Source organism: Streptomyces sp. NBC_01224 (assembly GCF_036002945.1).
In the GTDB taxonomy this organism is placed as follows: Bacteria; Actinomycetota; Actinomycetes; order Streptomycetales; family Streptomycetaceae; genus Streptomyces.
In genome coordinates, this window is record NZ_CP108529.1 from 3424811 (window position 1) to 3447440 (window position 22630).

The window sequence follows — 22630 nt, forward strand, 5'->3', positions numbered from 1 at the left end:
GTCGTTCGCTGTCAATTGTCGACCAGGTGCACGTCGTAGAGAATCTTGCTCACCTCAGACCAGGGCGGGGGGCTGCCCGGCGCGATTTCGACCATCCCGGCGCCCTGGCAGTTGAAGATGTACAAGTCCTTGACACCGTCATCGTTGAAGTCCAAGGCCTTCCACCCGGGGCAACGGAACTCGACAATGGCAGTGGCCGTGGCCTTCGCGTACATCCTCTTCGTACGGGGAATCACCGACGAGTCCACCGGTTTACGGCCCTTGACCTCAACCTTGATCTGGTCTCGATGGCCACCAAGCGTCGGCCAGCAGCCGGTGAGTTTCGCCTGATTCGCTGCGGCAAGTGCCTTAGCCGCAGGGCACCCGTAAACCGCGTGGGCCTGAAGGAACTGCTCCAGCATGTCCCCGGGGAGCGACGCGAGGAACGGGGCCTCGAAGTCCTCACGATTCTGTTGAGCGGCAGCCAGCGCGGCTGCGTCCGCCGCACCCTGGGCTCCATTGCGCAAGGCTGACGCCTTGCCGACGGCAAAGAATGCGAACACGAGGAAGAGCAGGCCCGCCACCATCACTATGTAGATGGGGAAGGCCTGCCCTGCATCATTGCGCGAACGACCAGTCATCACTGAGTGGTGATGCTGTCCACCAGGTTCCGGATCTTCGTGCTGATCGCGCCGCCGATACCCGTGGCCATGATCGCACCGATGATCGCCACGACCACCAGGATGATGCCCAGGTACTCGAACGCCGTCTGACCGCGGTCCTTGGCCTCGTAGCGCTTCTGGATCGCGCTGACCGCGGTGTTGGCCCAGCCGTTGACGCGGACGGCGGTCTTCAGGGTGATGTCCGACATGGTGTTCCCCTCCGGGTTCGGCCGACCGGTAGGCGGCCGACTCGCACGTTTCTTGGGTGTCGCCATCGGTTCCGGCTTCCTCCTGGCCGGAACCGCCGGCGACGTGAGAAACATACGGCGGCATACCCTGCTCGCCGGAGGGCCCCAGGGCCCATTCCCGGGCCCAAAGCGTGCGTTGGGCCTCACGCGCCGACATGTGCGGGGCCCCACGCCCCGCACGTACCACCGCGCTCCCGCTGCGACGTTCAGCCACGATGACCACCGGTCCCGTGTGCCCCTGGACCCGCCGTGGGGGCCGTGCCGAGCCAGCGGGCGATAGCCTCGCTGCGGGTGGCGCTGTGCAGTTTGGTGAAGATGCGGTTGATGTGGTTCTTGACCGTCTTCTCGCTGATGAAGCAGGTGGCGGCGATCTGCTGATTGCTCATGCCGGACGCGATCAGCTCCATGACCTCCACCTCCCGTGAACTCAGCCCGTACTGCCGCCTGTTGGGACCCACGCTCGGCCTCCCGGTCATGGAAGACTGTGCCACAACCGGTTGCAGATGCGAAAGACCCTGCGCGGGTCGGGTCGATCGCGCCGCAGGTGGAGACGGTTCGGCCTTGGGCACATGTGCGGGTGCACCGTGTTGCTGAGCGGAACTCGGGATGTGGCCTTCGTAGCCGGGCCCCTGGTAGGGAACACCCGTGGTCAGGGCCGCGCCGAGACCCTCCGGGAGCGCTCGCCCCTGGGGGCCGGATCCCTGGCGCATGTGGGCCAGAAGGGCGTTGGCTGCGGTGGCCGTGAAGTGGGCTCTGCCGTTCTTGGTGTCGCGTACGGCCTGCACCAACTCGTCTGCGGTGAACTCGCCGTGGACCAAGTAGCCGCTCGCGCCCAGGCGCAGCGCCTCGTGGACGATCTCGCTCTCGCGGCTGTAGGTCAGCATCATGACCGGTGCAACCTGGACGAGGTGGGGCAGAGCAGAGATGCCATCGACACCGGGCATGCGGACGTCCAGCAGGACGACGTCCGGGCGGTGCAGAACGGCCATGTCGTAGGCCTGGCGGCCGTCCGCGGCCTCGGCCACGACGTCGATGTCGTCGCGGCCGGAGAGCAGGACGCCCAGGCCGGCCCGGACCACCGGGTTGTCGTCGGCGACAACAACCCGCAGGGCACCGGGGACGGTCATGGGCAGCGCCGCGGGGAAGGCAGGCATGGACTCGGATGCCGCGGACTGCTGGGGGACGGGGAACGCATCGGAGCTGGGCTCCGAGTTGAGCGGGGTGACGTGCGAGGACGTGTGCTGGGAGGCGTGGTTCTGTGCTGCCCAGTTCTGGCCCGAAGCGCGGGAGACGTCGTCCGGCATCTGCGACCTCCTCTCAGGGTTTTATGGGGGGTGAGGGTGGAGTTTGAGCTGTTCAGTCGGACTGTTTTGCTTCGAGAGCGGTACTGAGAGCGGCGATCGGGAGTTCCAGGCGCACTTCGGTCCCCTTTGCCGCCTGGCCCTTTCCGATGCGAATGCGGGCGCCGATGGATGCGGCGCGTTCGACCATGCCGACGAGGCCGAAGTGCCCGGCGTGCCGGAGGTCGTCGAGCGTCGTGCCTGCGGGCAGGCCGCGCCCGTCGTCGTACACACTGACGCGCAGGACACCGCCCGCCACACCTGCCAGTACGACGAGGTAGGTGGGTTGAGCATGGCGGTGGGCGTTCTCCATCGCTTCGGAGGCGACGGTGAGCAGCTGGCGCGCGACGACCTGGGGGACGTGCGGGATCGGCGCGTCGTTGAGCAGTCTGAAGGTGGCGGTGAGGCCGTGACGTCGGGTGAAGTCGTCAGCGCGAGCCCGGAGTTCGCGTACGACATCCACGCCGCCATCGAGTCCGGACTCACGGCGCAGGTCGGAGAGGAGCTCGCGGGACTCGGCGGCGGCCCGGCGGGCGGCGCGGGCGACCAGTTCGGCCTGATGTTTGACGGTGAGCGGGTCCAGGCGATCGGAGGAGCCGGCCAGGCCGTCGGCTGCCAGCGCCAAGCCATGCAGGGTCTTTGCGACCGAGTCATGCATTTCTCGGGCGAGCCGGGTGCGTTCGCCCTCCACGGCCTCGTTGACAGCGAGGCGGGCCCTGGTTTCGGTGAGGGCCTGGCTGGCCGCCCCGAAGCGGAGGAGCAGATTGCGCAGGGTGACGCCGACGGCGCCCGCGATGACGCAGAAGCCGGGGAGGAGGAACGCCGTGGCGTCGGCGGGCTGCAGTTTCGGGTCGGTGGCGTATACGCCGAGGACGATGACGGTCTGGAGTGCGGCGAAAACCGCAGCGCCACGCCAGCCGTAGACGAGTCCGGCCAACAGCGGGGTGCAGACGGTGACGTACGCGAGGGTGGACTCGGGGCTGGCGGTGATCAGCAGCAGGGCGCCGAAGAAGGCGTCTATGCCGAGCAGCCAGGGGTGGCGGAGGAGGACAGGTCCGAAGCGTTCCCAGTCGCGGAACAGGACGTAACTGCCCATGAAGGTGACGAGGATGGCCGAGCCGATCAGCCAGGAGGCCGGGCCGGAGGCTGTGTGACCGATGGCGAACGGTGTGGCCATGGCGATCATCGCGAGCCGGAAGCCGAAGACCTGGCGGCACATCGCCTGGAGCGCGTTCAGCTGGATCGCGAACGCCGGGCGTGAACCGGGATCGGCGATCGCCCGGCGTACCTCAGCATTCAGTCCCGCCTGAATGCCACCGAGTTGGAACGACATGTGCCTGTCACCTCCTTCCGACCGTCGTGCCCACCGTCCGCCTCGTTCACGTCATCCGCCCGTGAGGAAGCCGAGGTCGATGTCGGCCCCATAGACGAAGCCGACCGTCAGTAGCACCAGCGTTCCGGGAAGCAGGAACGTCGTGACGGCGAAGGTCGCCTTGGGTACGGCCCTGGCCGCCTTCCGGCGGGCGTTCTGGGCGTCGGTGCGGCGCATGTCGTTGGCGATCTGGATCAGCGTCTCGACGATCGGCGCACCGAGCTCCTCGCCCTGCTGGAGCGTGGTCACGAACATCGCCACCTGCTCCGAGTCATTGCGCTTGCGCAGTTGCTCGAAGGCCTCGCGTCGGCTGACACCCATGTCCATCTGGCGCAGGGTGATGCGGAGTTCGTCGGCCCAGGGGCCCTCGTACTTCTCGGCGACGCGCCCCAGCGCCTGGCGGAAGCCGAGGCCCGCCGAGACGACGACGGCGAGGACGTCGAGGAAGTCGGGGAGCGTCCGGTCGATGTGGTCGCGACGGACGCGGACCGCCGACCAGATGCCGACCTCGACCCAGAAGATGCCGAATGCGATCAGCAGTAGCGCAAGGAAAATCTGGCCGCGCAGGAGCATCGTGAAGGCGCCGAGCGCGCCGAGGCCGCCGTAGACAGCGCGACGGGCGGCGTAGCGGTCGATCGTAAGACCGCCGGGGTTGCCCGCCAGGTCGATCTGGCGGCGCTTCTTGTTGACGGCCTTGGGTCCCATCATCCGCAGGACCGCAGGGGCCCAGCGCATGCCGAGCCGGTCGATGCCGGAACCGACCGCGCTGGTGCGGGTGGAACCGACTTCCAGGGCGATCGCGAGGTCGCCGGGGAGCTTCGCATCGCGCCGGTACATGCGGATGCCGGCGATGACTCCGTACACCGCGAGACCCATGACGCCGGCGAGCAGCAGGCCCATGTGCGCCCCGCCCATCAGACGTCGATCCGGGACATGCGGCGGATCACGATGAATCCGATCGTGTACAGGGCGATGGAGACGACCACCGCGACCTGGCCGATGAAGGCACCGGTCATGCGGTCGAGTGCGCCGGGCATGACCGCGTTCATCAGGAGCATGGCGCCCAGGCCGAACATCGGGACGGCGTATGCGGTGACGGTGACCTGGGAGAGCTGGGTCTTGACCTCGCGCCGTGTCTCCTTGCGCTCCTCCAGCGTCTCCGTGAGGTTGCGCAGTGAGCTGACGACCGTACCGCCGGCTCGGTTGGACAGGACGAGGGTGGTGACGAGGACAACGAGTTCGCGGGAGGGCAGCCGGTCGGTCAGCTCGCTCATCGCGTCCTCGAGGGGTTCACCAACGGCGAGGCGTCGGGAGACCCGGGCCAGCTCCTCGCCCGCCGGGTCCTCCATCTCGTCGGCCGCCATGCTGATGGACGTACGCAGGGCGAGTCCGGCCTGCGTGGCGTTGGCGAGGATACGGGCGAGCTCAGGGAGCTGGTTGATGAAGCGTTCGGTGCGTTTGGTCCGCTGCCAGTTCAGGAAGGCGTTGGTGCCCCAGAGGCCGATGAGGGCGGCGACCGGGCCGAAGAAGCTGGCGAGCATGGACGAGGCGATCAACCAGAGGCCGGCCATGGCGGCGAGCGCGTAGACGAAGAACTCGCCAGGTGTGATGTCGAGGCCGGTAGCGGCCAGCTTCAGTTCGAGCTTCCGGCCCAGGCCGGTCTTGCGCAGCCTGCTGTCGAGTCCCCGGAATCGGCGGCGGCGCCCGGTCTCCGGGATGTGGCCGGTGTGCGAAAGGCGGTCCACCAGGGCGTCCCGGTCGGCCTTTCCGCCGGAGTAGGCGTGCAGGCCCGTGACGCCCGTGACGCCGCAGAGCAGTGTGACGCCGATCGTGAGAAGAGGGAGATTCGTCATGGCACGATACCTAGTTGGCCTCTCGGGTGGCGAGCTGTTCGGCGGATTCGGCGACCCCGAAGGCCTGCGGGACGGGCTGGCTGGCCATGTAGAGACGCTCGGCGATCTTGCGCGGGATCGGGAGGTACCTGAACTCGCCGTTGATCCGTCCTTCGGCGTCCATCGGCTGAGCGTCGAACCGGGCGACGGTCACGATGCGGTAGGGATCGCGGCCGTGCGAGTCGAGGACGGCGATCTCGGTGATCTTGCGGGAACCGTCGGCGTGCCGGGTGAGCTGGACGATGACGTCGACGGCGCTGTTGATCTGGTCATGCAGCGCTTCGAACGGGATCTTGATCTCTGACATCGAGGCCAGAGTCTGCAGACGCATGAGCGCGTCCTCGGCGTTGTTGGCATGGACGGTGGCGAGCGAGCCGTCGTGACCGGTCGACATCGCCTGGAGCATGTCGAGCGACTCACCACCACGGACCTCACCGACGACGATGCGGTCGGGGCGCATACGCAGGGAGTTGCGGACCAGGTCACGAATGGTGATCTGGCCCTTCCCCTCGACGTTCGCCGGACGGGACTCCAACCGGATCACATGGCTCTGCTGGAGCTGGAGCTCGGCGGAGTCCTCGATGGTGACGATGCGCTCGCTGTCGGGGATGAGGCCGGAGAGCGCGTTGAGGAGCGTCGTCTTCCCGGTACCGGTGGCGCCGGAGACGATGACGTTCAGCTTGGCCTGGACGAGTCCGGAGAGCAGGATCAGCATCTGCTCGTCGAGCGAGCCGACGTTGATCATTTCCTGGAGCGTGAAGGCCCTCGGGAACCGTCGGATGGTGAGGGTGGCGCCGCTCAGCGACAGCGGCGGGATGATCACGTTGACACGCTCACCACTGGGTAGACGCGCGTCAACCATGGGGTTCGACTCGTCGACGCGGCGGTTGACGGTCGAGACGATGCGCTCAATGGTCTGCATCAGCTGCTCGTGCGAACTGAAGCGCATCGGGAGCTGTTCGACCTTGCCGCTGCGCTCGACGAAGATCTGGTCCGGTCCGTTCACCATGATTTCGGTGATGGACGCGTCTTCGAGGAGCGGTTCGAGAATGCCGAGACCGAGGGCCTCGTCGACGACCCGGCGGATCAACTGGGTGCGTTCGACGGTCGAGAGGACCGGTCCTTCGCGGCTGATGATGTGGCTGAGTACACGCTCCAGCCGGGCCCGCCGGTCTGCGGCGGCGAGCGAGGACATCTCCGCCAGGTCGATCTCTTCGAGCAGCTTGGCGCGGTAGGTGGCCACCATGTGGCTGTCCTCCCGCGCCCCGCCGTTCTTCTCGGGGGCGGTCATGCGTGCCCGCAGACTCATTCCGTAACTCCTCGTTCCGACTTGCTTGTTGAACCGCTGGTGAGGAAGCGGCACGTGCGCCGCGGGGTCAGGTGCGCGGCATCGTGGAACTGCGTTCGGCCCGACCCCAGATATGGACGCCCGGGATGATGTCGGGCACGTCGACACTGACGGTGCAGGTGACCTCGTCGAAGGAGGAGGGGGTGGGCGGGAAATCGACCCGGTCGGCGGTCCAGCCGCTCATCGCGTCCTTGGCTGCCTGCTCGTCGCAGTCGCCCGTCGACATGCTGGCCATACGGGCTCCCGCCCGGGCCCCGGTCCCTGCCTGGTTGGCGGCGTACGCGGCGAGGCCCGCCTGAATCGCGAGGAGGCCGACCAGGAGCAGCAGGGGGAGGAAGCCCAGATACTCGATGGCGACCTGGCCGCGGTCGCGGCGGGGGGTGTCGGTGGTGGTAGCGGCCGTCCGGCCGGGTGTGTGCGTGCGCTTGCTCATCGCTCAGCCCTCCAGCGGGAATGCGGCGTTGCCTTCGACGCGGAACGGCCAGTTGAGTACACCGGGCACCAGGACGGGCACCTGCAGCTTGACCTCGGCCTTGTACATGCCGGACCTGGAACGGCACGTCGTCTGCTTCATCGACTTCCGCCAGGCCTTCGGCAGGTGCTCCTTGGCCGCTTGCCGGCATTCCTGCACCCGCAGGCCCTCCGTGATGGCCCCCTGGTGCGCCGCCTTGTCCGCCGCGTTCCCCGCCAGGCTGAACGTGTATCCGATCAGCGCGCACTGCCAGAGCGCGACCGCCAGCAGGATGATCAGCGGTGTGACGCCCAGGAATTCGATCGCGGTCTGGCCGCGGTCACGCCTGCGGCCGAGCATCCGGCCATGCACCGAGCCCCGCACCCGGCCTCGCGCCGGGGACGGATCACCGTAACGCCTTCCCCGTATCTCCGTGTCTGTCGTCTCGGTAAGTGCCATTGGTCAACTTGCCCCCTTGGTCGTCGCCCGGTTCCGGGCGTCGCCGTCGCGTCGGCCGACGCGTGGGCGCCCGATCGAGCCCCGGTCGTTCTTGAACATTCCGCCGCTCTTCGCGCCGCTCTTCTCCGCCTTCTCAGGAACCTTCACGATGCCCAGCTCGCCCGCAAGGGCCCAGAGGGCCTGTTTGACGGTGCTCTTGGAATCGAGTTCGTGCAGCCGGCCCGCGTCGACGACGCTCTGGAGTTCCTTGAAGTTCGCGGGAACGGCCGTGTTGGCCGTCCGGGTTCCGGTGATCTTCTCGATCAGCTGCGGCTGGATCTCGGTGTTGCGGATGAACCGGTTGACGACGGTGACCGTCTCCTCCGCCTTGCGGATCTGGAGCCGCTCCCACATCCGTACGAGGCGCTTGGCACCGCGCACCGCGATCACATCCGGTGTGGTGACCAGCAGCGCCGAGTCGGCCATCTCGATGGCCGCGGCACTGGCTCCCTGCAGTTGGCTGCCGCAGTCGATGACCACGACCTCGTAGCGCGAACGCAGGGCGCTGACGATCTGCCGGGCCGATCGGTCGCTGACCTCCTCGGCGCTCTCGCCCTCACCGGGCGCCAGGAGCAGCGCGAGGCCGGAGCCGTGGGTGAACACGGCGTCGGACAGGACACGCGGCGAGATGTCGGTGATGGTCGACAGGTCGACGATGGAACGTCGGAACTGCACATCGAGGTACGAGCCGATGTCGCCGGCCTGGAGGTCCATGTCGACGAGGGCCACGGTACGTCCGGACGCCTGGGCCGCCAGGGCGAGTTGTACGGCGGTGACGGTGGCGCCGACCCCGCCCTTTGCGCCGCTGACCGTGATGACCGTGCCGCCGGGGCCGGTGAAGACATCGGCTCCGGTGCTCAGGTGGCGGCGGACGCCGACGGACCACTGGGCGGCGGACTGGATCCGGTTGGCCAGTTCCTCGTAACTCAGGGGCAGGGTGATGACACCGCGTGCCCCCGACTCCATCGCGGACGCGAACAGACCGGGGGTGACATCGGCGGTGATCAGCACGACCCCGATGGCGGGGAAGCGCAGGGAGACCTCCCGGATCAGTTCCAGTGCCGGCACCGGGCCGATCCGCTCGTGGACCACCACCACCTCGGGCAGTTCGTCGAGCGATTCGCCCGCGAGCCGGGCGAGGGTGTCGATGAGCTGCGTCGAGTCGCCGACGGGAGCAGCCGGTTCCGCGTCGGGGAGCTGACTGAGCAGGGTGGTGACGGATCTGGCCGCGTCGACGTCACCGACGGCCGGGAGGATCCTGGTGGTCATTCGATCCTCACTTGTCCTTGTTGAGCGTGTAGGTGCGATCGCCAGGCCTGATGGTGCTGTCGCTGCCGGAGGCCAGGAGCGCAAGGCGTACGTGCTCCGCGAAGGACTCGGCGTAGGCGATGCGCTGGGTGTCGAGCGTGTTGAGCGCGAAGGTGATCGGGACGGCCTCGGTGCCCATGTTGGACTTGCCGTCGCGGCTCGGCTCCAGGGCGGTCAGCTTGCCGACGTCCAGCACCTTGGCGTTGGAGACGATGACCTTCGACTGGGAGGGGTCGCCGTCGCGCTCACCGGCGAAGGTGGCGTAGATGTTGACCGTGGCACCGGGGGTGATCTTGCCCGCGACGCCGGTCGCGGCGTCGATCATGATGGCGATCTCCTGCTCCCCGGGCTGCAGTTCGGGGCGCTTCTGCATCATGTCGGACTGGAGCAGCGAGCCCTTGCGCAGTTGGGTGACGGCAATCTTGCCGTTCACCTCGGAGAGGTCGGTCACCGCGTTGGTGGAGAGCCAGCGCTTCGGCATCGAGATCTTCTCGAACTGGCCGGACGACAGGGCGGTATAGGGCGCTACGTCGGACCTCAGCTGGTAGGCCGAGACCTCGGGGCCGACCTTGGTGTTGACATCGCTGATCACCGAGAGCACGCCGGCGAAGGCGCCGAAGGCGCACAGAACCGACAAAAGCAGGAGTATCACGCCGCGGCGCTGGCGGGAGTTCATGGGCCGGACAACCTCGTTCGAATCGGATGCGTGGGGCAGCGGACAGAAGGGCGTCTACGGAGGAAAGCGGAAGCGCTAGGACTGCGGTGGTGCGGGCGCTCCATGGCTGAGGACACCGGCAGGGTGCATTCGGCTCTCAGCTGCGGGTAGCGGGGAGGAGCAGAACCCGCAGCGGTCACCGATGAGGTCCATTCCGCACCAGTGGCAGTTCTCGCGACGTACGGAGGACACCAGTTGGTACAGGGTGGAGATGTCTGGAAGATAGGCAGCGAATTCAACCAGTTTCCCGGTTCCCCACCATGCCGGGGATTCGGAAGGAAGCGCGGCCTCGTGAATGGACTGGACCTGCCACGCGGGTGCCAGGGTCTGCTTCACCCACTCGGACTGCGACTGCCCTTTGGCGATCAAGAGATCCGTGGCGAATTCCGGGCCGGTCGGTGGGTCCGCCTTCGGGCCGACCTTGACGAGCTGCGGGTCCGGCCCCGCGACCACGGCGAACTGGGAGCCCGGCACCCAGGACTTGGCGTGCGTCCTGAGGTCGACCGGGACCCGGTCGAACTTGGTGACGGAGTTCAGCAGGGCGCCCGCGTGGATGTAGTGGGACAGCAGCCGGGCGGCGGAGGCGACCACTCCCGGGCTGAAGTCACAGATGGACAACTGGCGGAGCTGCCTTACGAGTACGGCGACGCCCAAGGGGGGGAGGTCCACCTTGAGCAGGGCGATGCGGTCGCTCTCCAGAACGGACCGTACGGAGTAGAGCCGGCGTTCATGGGCGGGCGCGATGCCGGTCGGGTAGACGGCGACGACGTAGCCGTGCTGTTCGAGCAGCACATGCATGTCACCGATGGCCATCTCCAACGCCTGGGCGTCGGGAGCCTGCAGCAGGGCTGCTGTCGGTGTCTGCTGGTCGGTCGGAGGTAGTACCAAATCAGCACTGGTCACTGCTATTGCGGTCGGCACGCTGTTCCCCGTTTCGGCTCCGGCCAAACGACGGTCATGACGTCGGCCGCAATCGCTCCTGCTCCGCGGTTCTGCCTCAGCACTTTATCCACGTCCTACCTGGCAGAGAACACTTTTCGGAGGTCAGTACGACAACCTGTGCGAGCCGCCTGCACAACATCTCCATGCTAAATCGGATCAAATCGAAAATCGTTAACTCCTGTACCACTGCGGAGTGTTACGAATCCACCTTCCGATTACCTGCGGCCCGAAATTCATCTCCGCACGTCAGGCCGGATGCGAAACCTGCCACACAGGGCTCCGGCGGTGGCGGATCGTCACCGTCCGGGCATCTGAGCCGCATCACCCGCACGGGGGGCGAGCATGCTCAACAAATCGTCAATTCTTCGGCGGCCCACGGCCGTTGCGGAACCCCTGAACGGTCGTTCACGGGTGGCCGACGGGGCGGCCTCGGAGCGCCCGGCGAGCACGGACCGAACGGTCGGCAGCGCCAGAGGTCTTGACAACTCGATTGGTCTGGACCAACTTATCGGCCAGCGGTGACCACCGTCGTTCAACTGCACTCCCCCTTCATCTCCACGCCACCCCCCGGACAGCCCGGGTACCGCCGGTCGACCCCGCCGGCTCGTCCCAGGTACCCGGCCCGGCATCCCCAACTCCCCCACGGAGGCAGCAAGTGGAACCTTCCCCCGTCAGCGGCCACAGAATCCGCAGGCGCCACAGCCGGCCGCTCCTCGGCGGAGCCATGGCCGTCCTCGCAGCCGGCGCGCTGACCGCCACCGGTCTCGTCGGCAACGCCGAGGCCGCCGATGTCAACGTCGCCAAGAACGCGGGCTTCGAGTCGGGGCTCGCCAACTGGACCTGTTCCGGTGGCAGCGGCACCACCGTCTCCTCCCCCGTGCACGGTGGCACCGCCGCCCTCAAGGCCACCCCGGCCGGCCAGGACAACGCGAAGTGCACCCAGGCCGTGGCCGTGAAGCCCGACTCGACGTACACGCTCAGCTCCTGGGTGCAGGGCGGGTACGCGTACCTCGGCGCGAGCGGTACCGGAACCACCGACGTATCGACCTGGTCCCCCGGCTCCAGCAGCTGGACCCAGCTCACCACCAGCTTCAAGACCGGCCCGAGCACCACCTCGGTCACGGTGTACACGCACGGCTGGTACGGGCAGGCCGCCTACCTGGCGGACGACATCTCGGTCAGCGGCCCCGACGGCGGTGGCGGCACCGACCCCACTCCGGAGATCCCCGCGGCGCCCGCCGGTCTCACCGTCGGCGCGACCACGCCCTCGTCCATCGCCCTGTCCTGGAACGCGGTGTCCGGCGCGACCGGCTACACCGTCTACAAGGACGGCGCGAAGGCCACCACGGCCACCGGGACCTCCGCCACGATCACGGGTCTGACCGCCGACACGGCGTACCAGTTCGCGGTGAGCGCCACCAACGCGGCCGGTGAGTCCGTCAAGTCCGCCACTGTCGGCGGCCGTACGGCCAAGGACGGCGGTGGCAACCCCAACCCCGGCACCTCGGTGCCCAAGCACGCGGTGACCGGCTACTGGCAGAACTTCAACAACGGCGCGACCGTGCAGAAGCTCGGCGACGTACCCGCGAACTACGACATCATCGCGGTCTCCTTCGCCGACGCCACGACCACACCGGGTGCCGTCACCTTCAACCTGGACACGGCGGGCCTGAACGGCTACACCGTCGACCAGTTCAAGGCCGACATCAAGGCGAAGCAGGCGGCCGGGAAGAACGTCATCATCTCGGTCGGCGGTGAGAAGGGGTCCGTCTCCGTCAACAGCGACGCCTCCGCCACCAACTTCGCCAACTCGGTCTACTCGCTCATCCAGGAGTACGGCTTCAACGGCGTCGACATCGACCTGGAGAACGGCCTCAACTCCACCTACATGACGAAGGCGTTGCGCTCGCTGTCACAGAAGGCGGGCTCCGGCCTCGTCATCACGATGGCGCCGCAGACCATCGACATGCAGTCCACCTCGGGTGAGTACTTCAAGACGGCGCTCGGCACCAAGGACATCCTGACCGTCGTCAACATGCAGTACTACAACAGCGGTTCGATGCTCGGCTGCGACGGCAAGGTCTACTCACAGGGCTCGGTGGACTTCCTCACCGCGCTCGCCTGCATCCAGCTGGAGGGCGGCCTCGACCCGTCCCAGGTCGGCCTCGGCGTCCCCGCCTCCACCAGCAGCGCGGGCAGCGGCTACGTCTCTCCGTCGATCGTGAACGCGGCCCTGGACTGCCTGGCCGTCGGCACCAACTGCGGCACGTTCAAGCCCGCGAAGACCTACCCGGGTCTCCGCGGCGCGATGACCTGGTCGACCAACTGGGACGCCAAGTCGGGCAACGCCTGGTCGAACGCGGTGGCCCCGCACGTACACGGCCTGCCGTAACCACTGTCCGGCTTCAGTGACCAGCAGCGCCGCCGCTCCCCCGGCGGCGCTGCTGCACGTCCGGGTCCGGATCACATCCTTGACCTCTCCTCACCCATCTCCCGGATGAGGAAGGGGAGTTGCCGATCCGGTACGGAGAGAGTCATGTCGTCCACCGGCCCCTCGTGGGACCCTGTTCACCGCACCATGCAGCGACGGGGGGGGAGCGACATGGCGGGGGCACAGCTGGAGGGACTGAGCGAGAACGATCCGGCAGCACTCGGGGCATACCGACTGCTCGGTCGGCTGGCGTCCGGCGGCATGGGGCGGATCTATTTGGCGCGGGCCGCCGACGGGCAGCTCGTGGCGGTCAAGACGCTGCTGGCCGAGGGCGAGGTGAGCGCCATCGACCGGCGCCGGTTCGCCCGCGAGGTGAAGGTGGCGCAACGGATCGACAGCGCGTTCACGGCACGGGTGAGGGAAGCCGACCCGGATGCCGAAATGCCCTGGATGGCCATCGACTACATCGCCGCCCCCTCCCTCTCCGAACTGGTCAGCACCGCAGGGGTGTTACCCGCCTCTGCCGTGCAGTGGCTGGCGGCGGGCACTGCGGAGGCGCTCGTCGCGCTGCACGGCGAGGGCATCGTCCACCGGGACGTGAAGCCGCAGAACATCCTGCTGCCGTTGGCGGGCCCCCGCCTGATCGACTTCGGCATCTCGCACGCCGCCGACATCACCCGGACCAGCCTGACCCTGGGCACGATCGCTTTCACCTCTCCCGAGCAGGCACGCGGCGATGCCTCGACGTCGGCCTCCGATGTGTACTCGCTGGGTGCGACCCTCTTCCACCTGGCGATGAACCGGCCGCCGTACCGAGTGGACGGGGACACACTCGCCCTTCTGGCCCGGGTGCAACGAGGTGAACTGGACCTGACGGGGCTGCCGAAGGAGATCGCGCCGCTCATCCGCCCGTGCCTGGCGGCCGATCCGGCAGAGCGGCCCCGGCCGGCCGACATGCTCAGCTGGTTCAGGAAGTCGCTGGCCGGCCTGCCGGTGTCCAGGAGCGGTAGCCGGTGGCTGCCGCAGCGATGGACCGAGCTGATCGAGGTGTACGAGCGTCAGGGCCGTGATCTGGAGCGGACGGTCCAGGTGGATCCCGGCGCACCCACCGTCGATCAGCGTACGAGCGTGACACCACCTCCGGGTCCGACGCGGGTGTACACGCAGACGCACGACGACGCGGCCCGGGCCGCACGCCAGCAGGAACTGCGGGACCGCGAACGCGAGCGGGCAGCGAGTGAACATGCCCGCGCCGAGGCCGCCCGGCAGGAGAGACGTGCGGCACGTGAGCGAGCCGCACGCATGGCGGCGGAGGAGAAGAAGCGGGCGGAGAGGGAGCAGGCGGAGAAGGAACGGGCCGAACGTGAGCGCGCGCAGGCGCGGGCCCGGGCGTCTTCTTCCGAGGCGTCGTCAGCGCAGTCGTCGGCACGCACACCGCCGCGTCCGCCGCGTACAGCGGCCGGAGCAGCAGCCACCCCGCCCCCCGCTCCCACTCCCACTCCCGCCAAGAAGAAGTCCTCCGACGGCTGGGTGATCATCCCGCTTCTCATCGTCGGACTCTTTCTCTGGAACAGTTGCGAGTCCGACACCGGCAGCAGCGGCAGGACGAGCAGCGGAAGCACAAGCACCAGTACCAGTACCGGCGGCAGCCAGTACACCCCGCCGCCCTCCCCGACCCCTGACGCCAGCGATGTCGCCTTCCGTTCGGTATCAAGCGGCGACTGCATCAACGCTTACGACGACGGCTATGACGCGTGGTCGACCCGGACCCCGGAGACGGTGGACTGCGATGCCGCCAATGCCTACCTCCTGGTGACCTCGGCGTATCGCGGCATCGCCATCACGGACTGTCCGACCGACATCGGCGCGTGGTACTGGTACCACGCGGGATCACAGTCGGCGTTCAGCACCACCCTCTGTGTGTCGCGCCAGTTCCGTAAGGGCGAGTGCTTCGTGGCGAAGGCCGACGGCGACAAGATGACCAAGGCGCGGCTGATGACCGTCTGGGACTGCGGCAAGGACACCGTTCCCAACGGGTACAACAGGATTCTGCAGATCACCGATCTCTACCGGAGCCAGAAGTCGTACGGGAACGGCTTCTGCTCCCAGTCCCGGTACGACCAGGAGCGCTACTGGATCTACACCGTGCACGCCGGAAAGACGGCGCTCTGCACCATGGCGGTCGACTGACCGCGGCATCACGCCATCGGCGACAGCCCGATCGGAATGTCCGGCGGATCCTGTCCGGCAGACCCTAGATCACCAGGCTGAGCAGCGCCGCCACCGCGAACCCCGCCACCGACAGGACCGTCTCCAGGACCGTCCAGGACTTCAGGGTGTCGCGTTCGGAGATGCCGAAGTACTTCGACACCATCCAGAAGCCGCCGTCGTTCACGTGCGAGGCGAAGATCGAGCCGGCCGAGATCGCCATGATGATCAGGGCGAGGTGCGCCTGCGACATGTCCTGGCCCTCGACCAGCGGCACGACGATGCCCGCGGTGGTGACGATCGCGACCGTCGCCGAACCCTGGGCGACGCGCAGGACCACGGAGATCAGCCAGGCCAGCAGGATGACCGGCAGGCCGACGTCGTTGAAGGTGTCGGCGAGTGCGTCCGCGATGCCGCTGGCCTTGAGGACGGCGCCGAAGATGCCGCCCGCGCCAACGACCAGCAGGATGTTGCCGACCGGCTTCAGGGATGACGTGGAGACCGATTCGAGGGACTTGCGGGACCAGCCGCGGCGGATGCCCAGCAGGTAGTACGCGAGCAGCAGCGCGATCGTCAGAGCGACGAAGGGGTTGCCGAAGAACTCGATGACCGATCGGAAGGTGGAGGGGTCCAGCGCGATGGAGGAGAACGTCGCGGCGAGGATCAGCACCAGCGGGGTGCCGATGATCGTGAGTACGGTGGCGAGCCCGACCGGCTCCTCGCGCGGGGTGACCCCGGCGGCCCGCTGTTCGGCGACGACCGCGGCCTTGGCCTCCTCGGCGGCGTCGACCATGTCCTGCGGCACCTCGACGAAGATCCGCTTTCCGATCCAGGCGGCGTAGCCCCAGGCGGCGAGCACGGACGGGATGCCGACGACGGCGCCCATCAGGATGACCCAGCCGAGCGAGACGTGGAAGAGCCCGGCGGCGGCGACCGGTCCCGGGTGCGGCGGCAGGAAGGCGTGGGTCATCGAGAGGCCCGCCAGCAGCGGCATCGCGTAGAGCAGGATCGACTTGCCGGAGCGCTTGGCGGCGGCGTACACGATCGGCGCGAGGACGAAGATACCGACGTCGAAGAAGACCGGGATGCCGAAGATGAGGCCGGTCAGGCCCATGGCGAGCGGGGCGCGCTTCTCACCGAAGAGGTTCAGCAGGCGGGCGCTCAACACCTCGGCGCCGCCGGACACTTCGAGGATCGCGCCGAGCATCGTGCCGAGGCCGATGATGATCGCGACATGGCCGAGGATGCCCCCCATGCCGGATTCGATGACGGAGACGGCGGCGGACTTCTGGACCGTGCCGAAGAGTTCGGTGACGGAGAGACCGGCGCCCAGGCCGACGGCTATGGAGACGGCGAGCAGCGCGACGAACGGTTGCAGCCTGACCTTGATGATCAGGAAGAGGAGGAGCGCGATGCCGAGAGCCGCGACGGTCAGCAGACCGGCGGTGCCGTCGATGAGCAGGAGGAGTCCACCGGTGTGGGGTGGTGTCTCGGCCGGGGGTGGGGTGGCGGCGAGCAGCATGGGTAACTCCGTTGTCGGAGAGGGCTTTTGGGTAGGGGGGAGCGCGGCACGGCGCTCCCGTGGTGCGGGGCGCCGTGCCGTGCGTGGTGATGCGGTGGAGCGGGTGCGGCAAGTGGATCAGCTGGTTCAGCCGAGGACCGCGAGCGCGTCGATCTCGATCAGCAGGCCTTTGGGGAGGCCGACGTAGACCGTCGTACGGGCGGCGGGGGCCGCCTTGAGGTTCTGCTCGCCGAAGTAGGCGTTGTAGATCTCGTTCATCTCGGCGAAGTGGTCCACGTCCGTGAGGTAGACGCGCATCATCATCACGTCGTCCCAGCTCGCGCCGCCCTCCTCCAGGATCGCCTCGACGTTGGCGAAGGTCTGGAGGGTCTGCTCGCGCAGCGTCGGACCGGCGGGGGTCGGGGCCTGGCCCTCGACGGCGGGGAGGAAGCCGACCTGGCCGGCGACCTGGAGGATGTTCCCCTTCTTCACGCCGTGCGAGAACTTCGCGGGCGGCGTGGTGTGGGTGCTCGGGGTGAGGGCGATCTTCTCGGTCATGGCTGTTCAGGCTTTCTTGGGTTGGTTGGTGCCGGAGTACTCCCGGCTGATGGTGTCGGCGGTGCGGCGCACCAGGGGGAGCAGGGTGAGGAGTTCCTCGGCCGTGACGACGACATTGGGTGCGGAGACCGACATCGCGGCGACGACCCGCCCGTCCGCACCCCGGATGGGGGCGCCGATGCAGTTGATGGACTCCTCGTGGCCGCCGAGGTCGGTGGCCCAGCCCTGTTCGCGGACGACAGCGAGTTCCTTGAGGAACGCACCGGCGTTCGGGATCGAACGGGACGTGTACATGGGGTAGTCGAGCTTCTCGGCGATGGCGCGCCGCTCGGGCTCGGTGAGATCGGCGAGAAGCAGTTTCGCGACGGCGGCGACGGTGATCGCGACGGGCTTGCCGATCCGCGAGTACATCCTGACCGGGTAGCGGCTCTCGACCTTGTCGATGTAGAGGACCTCGTGCTCCTCGTACACCGCGAGATGCACGGTGTGGCCGCAGCTCTCGTTGAGTTCGACGAGGTGGGGGTGGGCGATCTCCCGTACGTCGAGGTTCTCGACGGCCTCCTGCGCGAGCGCGAAGAGGCGGGCGCCGAGGCGGTAGCGCTGGTCCTGCTGGCGGTAGACGAGTCCGTGCTCGTGGAGCGTACGGAGCAGGCGCAGCGCGGTGGACTTGTGGACGCCGAGCCGCTCGGCGACCTGCCCGAGGTCGGCGGGCCCCTGGGCGAGCAGCGGCAGGATGCTCAGCGCCCGGTCGACGGTCTGACTCATGCGCGTGCCTCGCTGCCCTCGGCCCGGTCCTCGCCCGGGACGCCCCTCTTGTCTGTTCGCTCGCTGCGCCCGCTCACGTCGTACGTACCTCCTGGTCGTCCCCCGTCCACCCGGGGCCGAGACGCAGTCTCCCCCAGGCCTCGTCGTCCAGTGCGGCAAGGGCGTCGGCGTGAGCGCGGGCCGCAGGGGCGGTGAGGTCGCCGGGGACGGTGAGGACTGCGGCGGCCATGAGGTGGCCGTGCCGGACGCGGTCGCGCACGGGGAGGTCGCGGAGGGTGGCGGAGAGGAACCCGGCGGCGAAGGCGTCACCGGCGCCGACGGGGGCGACGACGTCGACCCGGAGGGCGGGGACGGTGGTGACGTCGTCGGCCTCGCCCGCGTCCGAGAAGACCGCCGCCCCGTCGGATCCGCGCTTCACGACCAGCACGTCCGGCTCCGGCAACGCCGCGCGAATCGCCTCCGCGCCCTTCATCCCCCACGCCTCCTCCGCCTCGTCCTCGCCGACGAAGACCAGGTCGGAGCGGCGGGCCAGGTCCAGGAGCACCTCGGGGGCCGCGTCGGCGTCGCGCCACAGGCCCGGCCGGTGGTTGACGTCGAAGGAGATCAGCGGGCGTCCGGGCCGGGGGGCGGTCAGGTCGCGGAGCAGAGCCAGGCAGTCGACGGAGAGCGCCGCCGTGATGCCGGACAGATGCAGGACGCGGCCCGCGAACAGCGCCTCGTACGGGACGTTGTCCGGGGACATCGCGGAGGCGGCGGACCCGGCCCGGTAGTACGCGACCTCGTGCACATCGGTGGCCCGGTCCGTCGCCGTCCGGAAGTAGATCCCGGTGGGCCGCGCCGGATCGCGCTGCACGGCGGAGGTGTCGACCCCGTAGCCGGCGACCGCCTCGACGAGATGGTCCCCGAACCCGTCCGCACCGACCCTGCTGACCCAGGCCGCCCGGTGCCCGGCGGCGGCGAGCGCGCAGGCGACATTGGACTCGGCGCCGCCGATACCGCGGCCGAAGGAGGGTACGTCGGCGAGGCGTCCGGGCTGCGAGGGCAGGAACGTCACCATGGACTCGCCGAGGCACACGACTTCGGCGGCCGTGGCGGCGTCGGCGGTCCTGGCCTGGGTTCCGGACACTCGGGGCTCCTCGCGGGGTCGGCTGGTTCGGTGATGCGGCGGATGTGGCGGGTGCGTCGGGGCAGTGGTTCGGGGCGGTGCGGCGCCGGCTGTCGGCTCTCGCCATTGACCCGGCGTCGGCTCGGATGTTAGACAGCGTTAAGCGATATGCGCAATGGGTGTTGCACATGCTGCAACTGACTTCGATCGAGGAGGCCCCCTTGGCCGCCGACCGTCCTGTGGCCGGACTTGCCGACGAGCTGGTCGACCACCGTTTCAAGGCGCTCCCGCCTGACGCGGAGGGCCTGACCGTCGGCGCCCTCGCCGCCGAGCGACGCAATCTCTTCACGGGCGGTTTCACCACCCCGGTGCTCGCCCTGTCCGCCGAGTCGGTCGAGCACAATCTCGCCCTTCTGGAGACGTACGCGGAGCGCCACGGGCTCGCCTTCGCCCCGCACGGCAAGACCTCCATGTCCCCGCAGCTCTTCGCCCGCCAGCTGGAGCACGGCGCCTGGGGCATCACCGCGGCCGTGCCGCACCAGGCGCGGGTCTACCGGGCGTACGGAATCCGGCGGATCTTCCTGGCCAACGAGCTCGTCGACGCCGTGGCCCTGCGCTGGCTCGCCGGTGAGCTGGACTCCGACCCGGACTTCCGCTTCATCTGTTACGTCGACTCGGTGCGCGGCGTGGAGCTGATGGACCAGGCGCTGCGGGCGGCGGGCGCCTCCCGCCCCGTGGACGTCGTCGTGGAGCTGGGCGCGGGCGAGGGCGCGCGTACCGGTGTCCGTACCGAGGCCGAGTGTGTGGCGGTCGCCGACGCGGTGGCCGCGACCTCGACGCTGCGTCTGGTGGGCGTGGCCGGTTACGAGGGCGAGGTGCCCGACGCGTCCGGCGAGCGGGTACGGGAGTGGCTGCGCCGGCTCGTCGCGCTGGCCGTCGCCTTCGACCGCGCGGGCCGGTTCGCGGCGTCGGCGGCCGACGAGGGGATTGTGATCAGCGCGGGCGGCAGTGCGTGGTTCGACGCGGTGGCGGACGTGTTCACCCGGATCCCGGAACTCTCCGGTCCGGTGCTCAAGCTGCTGCGCTCCGGGGCGTACGTCTCGCACGACGACGGCCACTACCGCCACCTCACCCCGTTCAACCGCGTCCCGGAGGAAGGGGCCCTGCAGCCCGCCTTCCGGCTCTGGGGCCAGGTTGTCTCCCGGCCCTCCCCCGAGCAGGCGTTCCTCAACGCGGGCAAGCGGGACGCGGCGTACGACCTCGACCTCCCGCAGGCACAGGTCGTCCGGTCCGGCCGCGACGGCACGGTCCGGCCCGCGACGGGTGTCGCGGTCAGCGGCCTGTCGGACCAGCACACATGGGTGCGTACGGAGCCGGGCGCGGAGCTGGAGGTGGGCGACTGGGTGGGGATGGGTCTGTCGCACCCGTGCACGAGCTTCGACAAGTGGCAGCTGATTCCGCTGGTGGAGGCGGACGGCACGGTCACGGATTACATCCGCACGTTCTTCTGATCCCTGCCCGCCCCTCCCCGTGTCCGGGGGCTCCGCCCCCGGACACCCACTCCTCGATCGCCGGAGGGGCTTGATCCTGGCGAAAGGCGGCCCACCCCATGGACCTGGTCATCCGTAACGCGCACGTCATCGACGGCACCGGCACCCCGGCCCACCGCGCAGACGTGGCCATCGGCGACGGCCGGATCGTCCAGATCCACCCCGAACACGCCTCCGGCCCGCGCCCCACCGGCCGCCGTACCCTCGACGCCGACGGACTCGCCCTCTCCCCCGGCTTCATCGACATGCACGCGCACAGCGATCTCGCACTGCTCCGCGACCCCGACCACAGCGCCAAGGCCGCACAGGGCGTCACGCTCGAAGTCCTCGGCCAGGACGGCCTGTCGTACGCCCCGGTCGACGACCGCACGCTCGCCGAGGTACGGAAGACGATCACCGGCTGGAACGGCGACGGTTCGGACCTCGACTTCGACTGGCGCACGGTCGGCGAGTACCTGGACCGCCTGGACCGCAACTTCGACGGCCGGGGCATCGCGGTCAACGCCGCCTACCTCATCCCGCAGGGCACGGTCCGGATGTACGCGATGGGCTGGGAGGACCGCCCGGCCACCGACGCCGAGCTGACCCGGATGAAGGAGCTCGTCGCCCAGGGCATGGCGGACGGCGCCGTCGGCATGTCCTCCGGCCTCACGTACACACCCGGCATGTACGCGAACGACGCCGAACTCACCGAACTGTGCCGGGTGGTGGCCGGGTACGGCGGCTACTACTGCCCGCACCACCGCTCGTACGGGGCGGGCGCGCTCGGCGCGTACGAGGAGATGGTGCAGCTCACCAGGAACGCGGGCTGCGCCCTCCACCTCGCCCACGCCACCATGAACTTCGGCGTGAACAAGGGCAAGGCACCGGACCTCCTCGCCCTGCTCGACGACGCCCTCGCCGCGGGCGCGGACATCTCCCTCGACACCTACCCGTACACGCCGGGCTGCACGACCCTCGTCGCGATGCTGCCGAGCTGGGCGAGCGAGGGCGGACCCGAGTCGATCCTCACCCGCCTCGCGGACGACAGGGCGGCGGAGCGGATCCGGCACCACATGGAGGTGCTGGGCTCGGACGGCTGCCACGGCGTGCCGATCGAGTGGGACACGATCGAGATCTCGGGCGTCAGCGCGCCCGGTCTCGCCGGCCATGTCGGCCGTACGGTGGCCGAGTCCGCCCGCCTGCGCGGCGAGGCCCCCTGGGTGACCGCACGCCGGCTGCTCATCGAGGACCGGCTCGGTTCCACGATCCTCCAGCACGTGGGCCACGAGGAGAACGTCCAGCAGATCATGCGCCACCGTGTGCACACCGGCGGCAGCGACGGCATTCTCCAGGGTGACAAGCCGCACCCGCGTGCGTACGGCACGTTCCCGCAGTATCTCGGCCGGTACGTACGGGAGTTGGGCGTCCTGTCACTGGAGGAGTGCGTCGCCCACCTCACCTCCCGCCCGGCGAAGCGACTGCGTCTGACCGACCGGGGACACGTACGCGAGGGCTACCGCGCGGACCTGGTCCTCTTCGACCCGGCGACGGTGGCGGCGGGCTCCACGTTCGAGGAACCGCGTACGCCGCCGGCCGGCATCCCGCATGTGCTGATCGACGGCCGCTTCGTCATCGAGGACGGCCACCGGACCCAGGAACTGGCGGGCCGAGCGGTACGGGGAGCGGGCCGCACCCGCTGATCCGGGCCGAAGAACCGCTACGACCACAACCGCGACGGGGTCGTGGACGCGATCTGCACGGGTGGCGAGCGCGTG

Annotated in this window: 20 protein-coding genes; 4 read left to right on the forward strand and 16 right to left on the reverse strand. The window is 68.8% G+C overall.

The window, feature by feature from the left end; translation table 11 throughout:
- Positions 1 to 11: 11 nt before the first annotated feature.
- From OG609_RS14755 to OG609_RS14810, 12 genes are all read right to left on the reverse strand, one after another.
- A complete protein-coding gene (locus OG609_RS14755; RefSeq protein WP_327273242.1) occupies positions 12 to 620 on the reverse strand; it encodes a pilus assembly protein TadG-related protein in 609 nt (202 codons plus the stop codon).
- Positions 620 to 850: a hypothetical protein gene (locus OG609_RS14760; protein WP_114246371.1), complete on the reverse strand. Its 231-nt coding sequence runs from the start codon at positions 848 to 850 to the stop codon at positions 620 to 622. The genes OG609_RS14755 and OG609_RS14760 overlap by 1 nt, the downstream gene beginning before the upstream one ends.
- A 245-nt stretch (positions 851 to 1095) precedes the next feature.
- Positions 1096 to 2193, reverse strand: a complete 1098-nt coding sequence (locus tag OG609_RS14765; protein ID WP_327273243.1) for a response regulator transcription factor — start codon at positions 2191 to 2193, stop codon at positions 1096 to 1098.
- Positions 2194 to 2245: 52 nt separating this feature from the next.
- The gene (locus tag OG609_RS14770; RefSeq protein WP_327273244.1) at positions 2246 to 3562 is read right to left on the reverse strand and encodes a sensor histidine kinase; all 1317 of its coding nucleotides are present in this window, start codon (positions 3560 to 3562) and stop codon (positions 2246 to 2248) included.
- A gap of 51 nt (positions 3563 to 3613) precedes the next feature.
- Complete coding sequence (locus OG609_RS14775) at positions 3614 to 4501, reverse strand: DUF5936 domain-containing protein (protein ID WP_327278052.1); 888 nt, start codon at positions 4499 to 4501, stop codon at positions 3614 to 3616.
- Between the two features lie 14 nt (positions 4502 to 4515).
- Positions 4516 to 5454 carry a type II secretion system F family protein gene (locus OG609_RS14780; protein WP_327273245.1) on the reverse strand — a complete coding sequence of 313 codons (939 nt, stop codon included), beginning with the start codon at positions 5452 to 5454 and terminating at the stop codon, positions 4516 to 4518.
- A 10-nt stretch (positions 5455 to 5464) separates the two neighbouring features.
- Positions 5465 to 6802 (reverse strand): CpaF family protein, encoded by a 1338-nt coding sequence (locus tag OG609_RS14785; RefSeq protein WP_327273246.1) that lies wholly within the window; start codon positions 6800 to 6802, stop codon positions 5465 to 5467.
- Positions 6803 to 6869: 67 nt separating this feature from the next.
- On the reverse strand, positions 6870 to 7274 hold the full coding sequence (locus OG609_RS14790) for a TadE/TadG family type IV pilus assembly protein (RefSeq protein WP_327273247.1): 405 nt from the start codon (positions 7272 to 7274) through the stop codon (positions 6870 to 6872).
- 3 nt (positions 7275 to 7277) lie between these two features.
- The gene (locus OG609_RS14795) at positions 7278 to 7751 is read right to left on the reverse strand and encodes a TadE family protein (protein WP_327273248.1); all 474 of its coding nucleotides are present in this window, start codon (positions 7749 to 7751) and stop codon (positions 7278 to 7280) included.
- 3 nt (positions 7752 to 7754) lie between these two features.
- On the reverse strand, positions 7755 to 9059 hold the full coding sequence (locus tag OG609_RS14800; RefSeq protein ID WP_327273249.1) for an AAA family ATPase: 1305 nt from the start codon (positions 9057 to 9059) through the stop codon (positions 7755 to 7757).
- A gap of 7 nt (positions 9060 to 9066) precedes the next feature.
- Positions 9067 to 9774, reverse strand: a complete 708-nt coding sequence (gene cpaB, locus OG609_RS14805; protein WP_327273250.1) for a Flp pilus assembly protein CpaB — start codon at positions 9772 to 9774, stop codon at positions 9067 to 9069.
- 75 nt (positions 9775 to 9849) lie between these two features.
- On the reverse strand, positions 9850 to 10716 hold the full coding sequence (locus OG609_RS14810; RefSeq protein ID WP_327273251.1) for a hypothetical protein: 867 nt from the start codon (positions 10714 to 10716) through the stop codon (positions 9850 to 9852).
- Positions 10717 to 11479: 763 nt separating this feature from the next.
- On the opposite strand from OG609_RS14810, the gene OG609_RS14815 reads away from it, so the two are divergent.
- Entirely contained in the window at positions 11480 to 13147 is a 1668-nt protein-coding gene (locus OG609_RS14815) for a chitinase (protein ID WP_327278053.1), read from the forward strand.
- A gap of 210 nt (positions 13148 to 13357) precedes the next feature.
- On the forward strand, positions 13358 to 15376 hold the full coding sequence (locus OG609_RS14820; RefSeq protein WP_327273252.1) for a serine/threonine protein kinase: 2019 nt from the start codon (positions 13358 to 13360) through the stop codon (positions 15374 to 15376).
- A gap of 64 nt (positions 15377 to 15440) precedes the next feature.
- Here the strand turns inward: OG609_RS14820 and OG609_RS14825 are convergent, their stop codons facing one another.
- The 4 genes from OG609_RS14825 to OG609_RS14840 all read right to left on the reverse strand — a co-directional run bounded on the left by OG609_RS14825 (position 15441) and on the right by OG609_RS14840 (position 19344).
- On the reverse strand, positions 15441 to 16916 hold the full coding sequence (locus OG609_RS14825) for a GntP family permease (protein ID WP_327273253.1): 1476 nt from the start codon (positions 16914 to 16916) through the stop codon (positions 15441 to 15443).
- Between the two features lie 126 nt (positions 16917 to 17042).
- The gene (locus tag OG609_RS14830; RefSeq protein WP_327273254.1) at positions 17043 to 17453 is read right to left on the reverse strand and encodes a RidA family protein; all 411 of its coding nucleotides are present in this window, start codon (positions 17451 to 17453) and stop codon (positions 17043 to 17045) included.
- A gap of 6 nt (positions 17454 to 17459) precedes the next feature.
- Positions 17460 to 18218, reverse strand: coding sequence for an IclR family transcriptional regulator (locus OG609_RS14835; RefSeq protein WP_327273255.1), 759 nt, complete (start codon positions 18216 to 18218; stop codon positions 17460 to 17462).
- A gap of 73 nt (positions 18219 to 18291) precedes the next feature.
- Positions 18292 to 19344, reverse strand: coding sequence for a sugar kinase (locus OG609_RS14840; protein ID WP_327273256.1), 1053 nt, complete (start codon positions 19342 to 19344; stop codon positions 18292 to 18294).
- 167 nt (positions 19345 to 19511) lie between these two features.
- Between OG609_RS14840 and OG609_RS14845 the strand changes: the two genes are divergently transcribed.
- Positions 19512 to 20834: an amino acid deaminase gene (locus OG609_RS14845; RefSeq protein WP_327273257.1), complete on the forward strand. Its 1323-nt coding sequence runs from the start codon at positions 19512 to 19514 to the stop codon at positions 20832 to 20834.
- A 98-nt stretch (positions 20835 to 20932) separates the two neighbouring features.
- Positions 20933 to 22555 carry an N-acyl-D-amino-acid deacylase family protein gene (locus tag OG609_RS14850; RefSeq protein WP_327273258.1) on the forward strand — a complete coding sequence of 541 codons (1623 nt, stop codon included), beginning with the start codon at positions 20933 to 20935 and terminating at the stop codon, positions 22553 to 22555.
- The last annotated feature ends 75 nt before the right edge of the window (positions 22556 to 22630 follow it).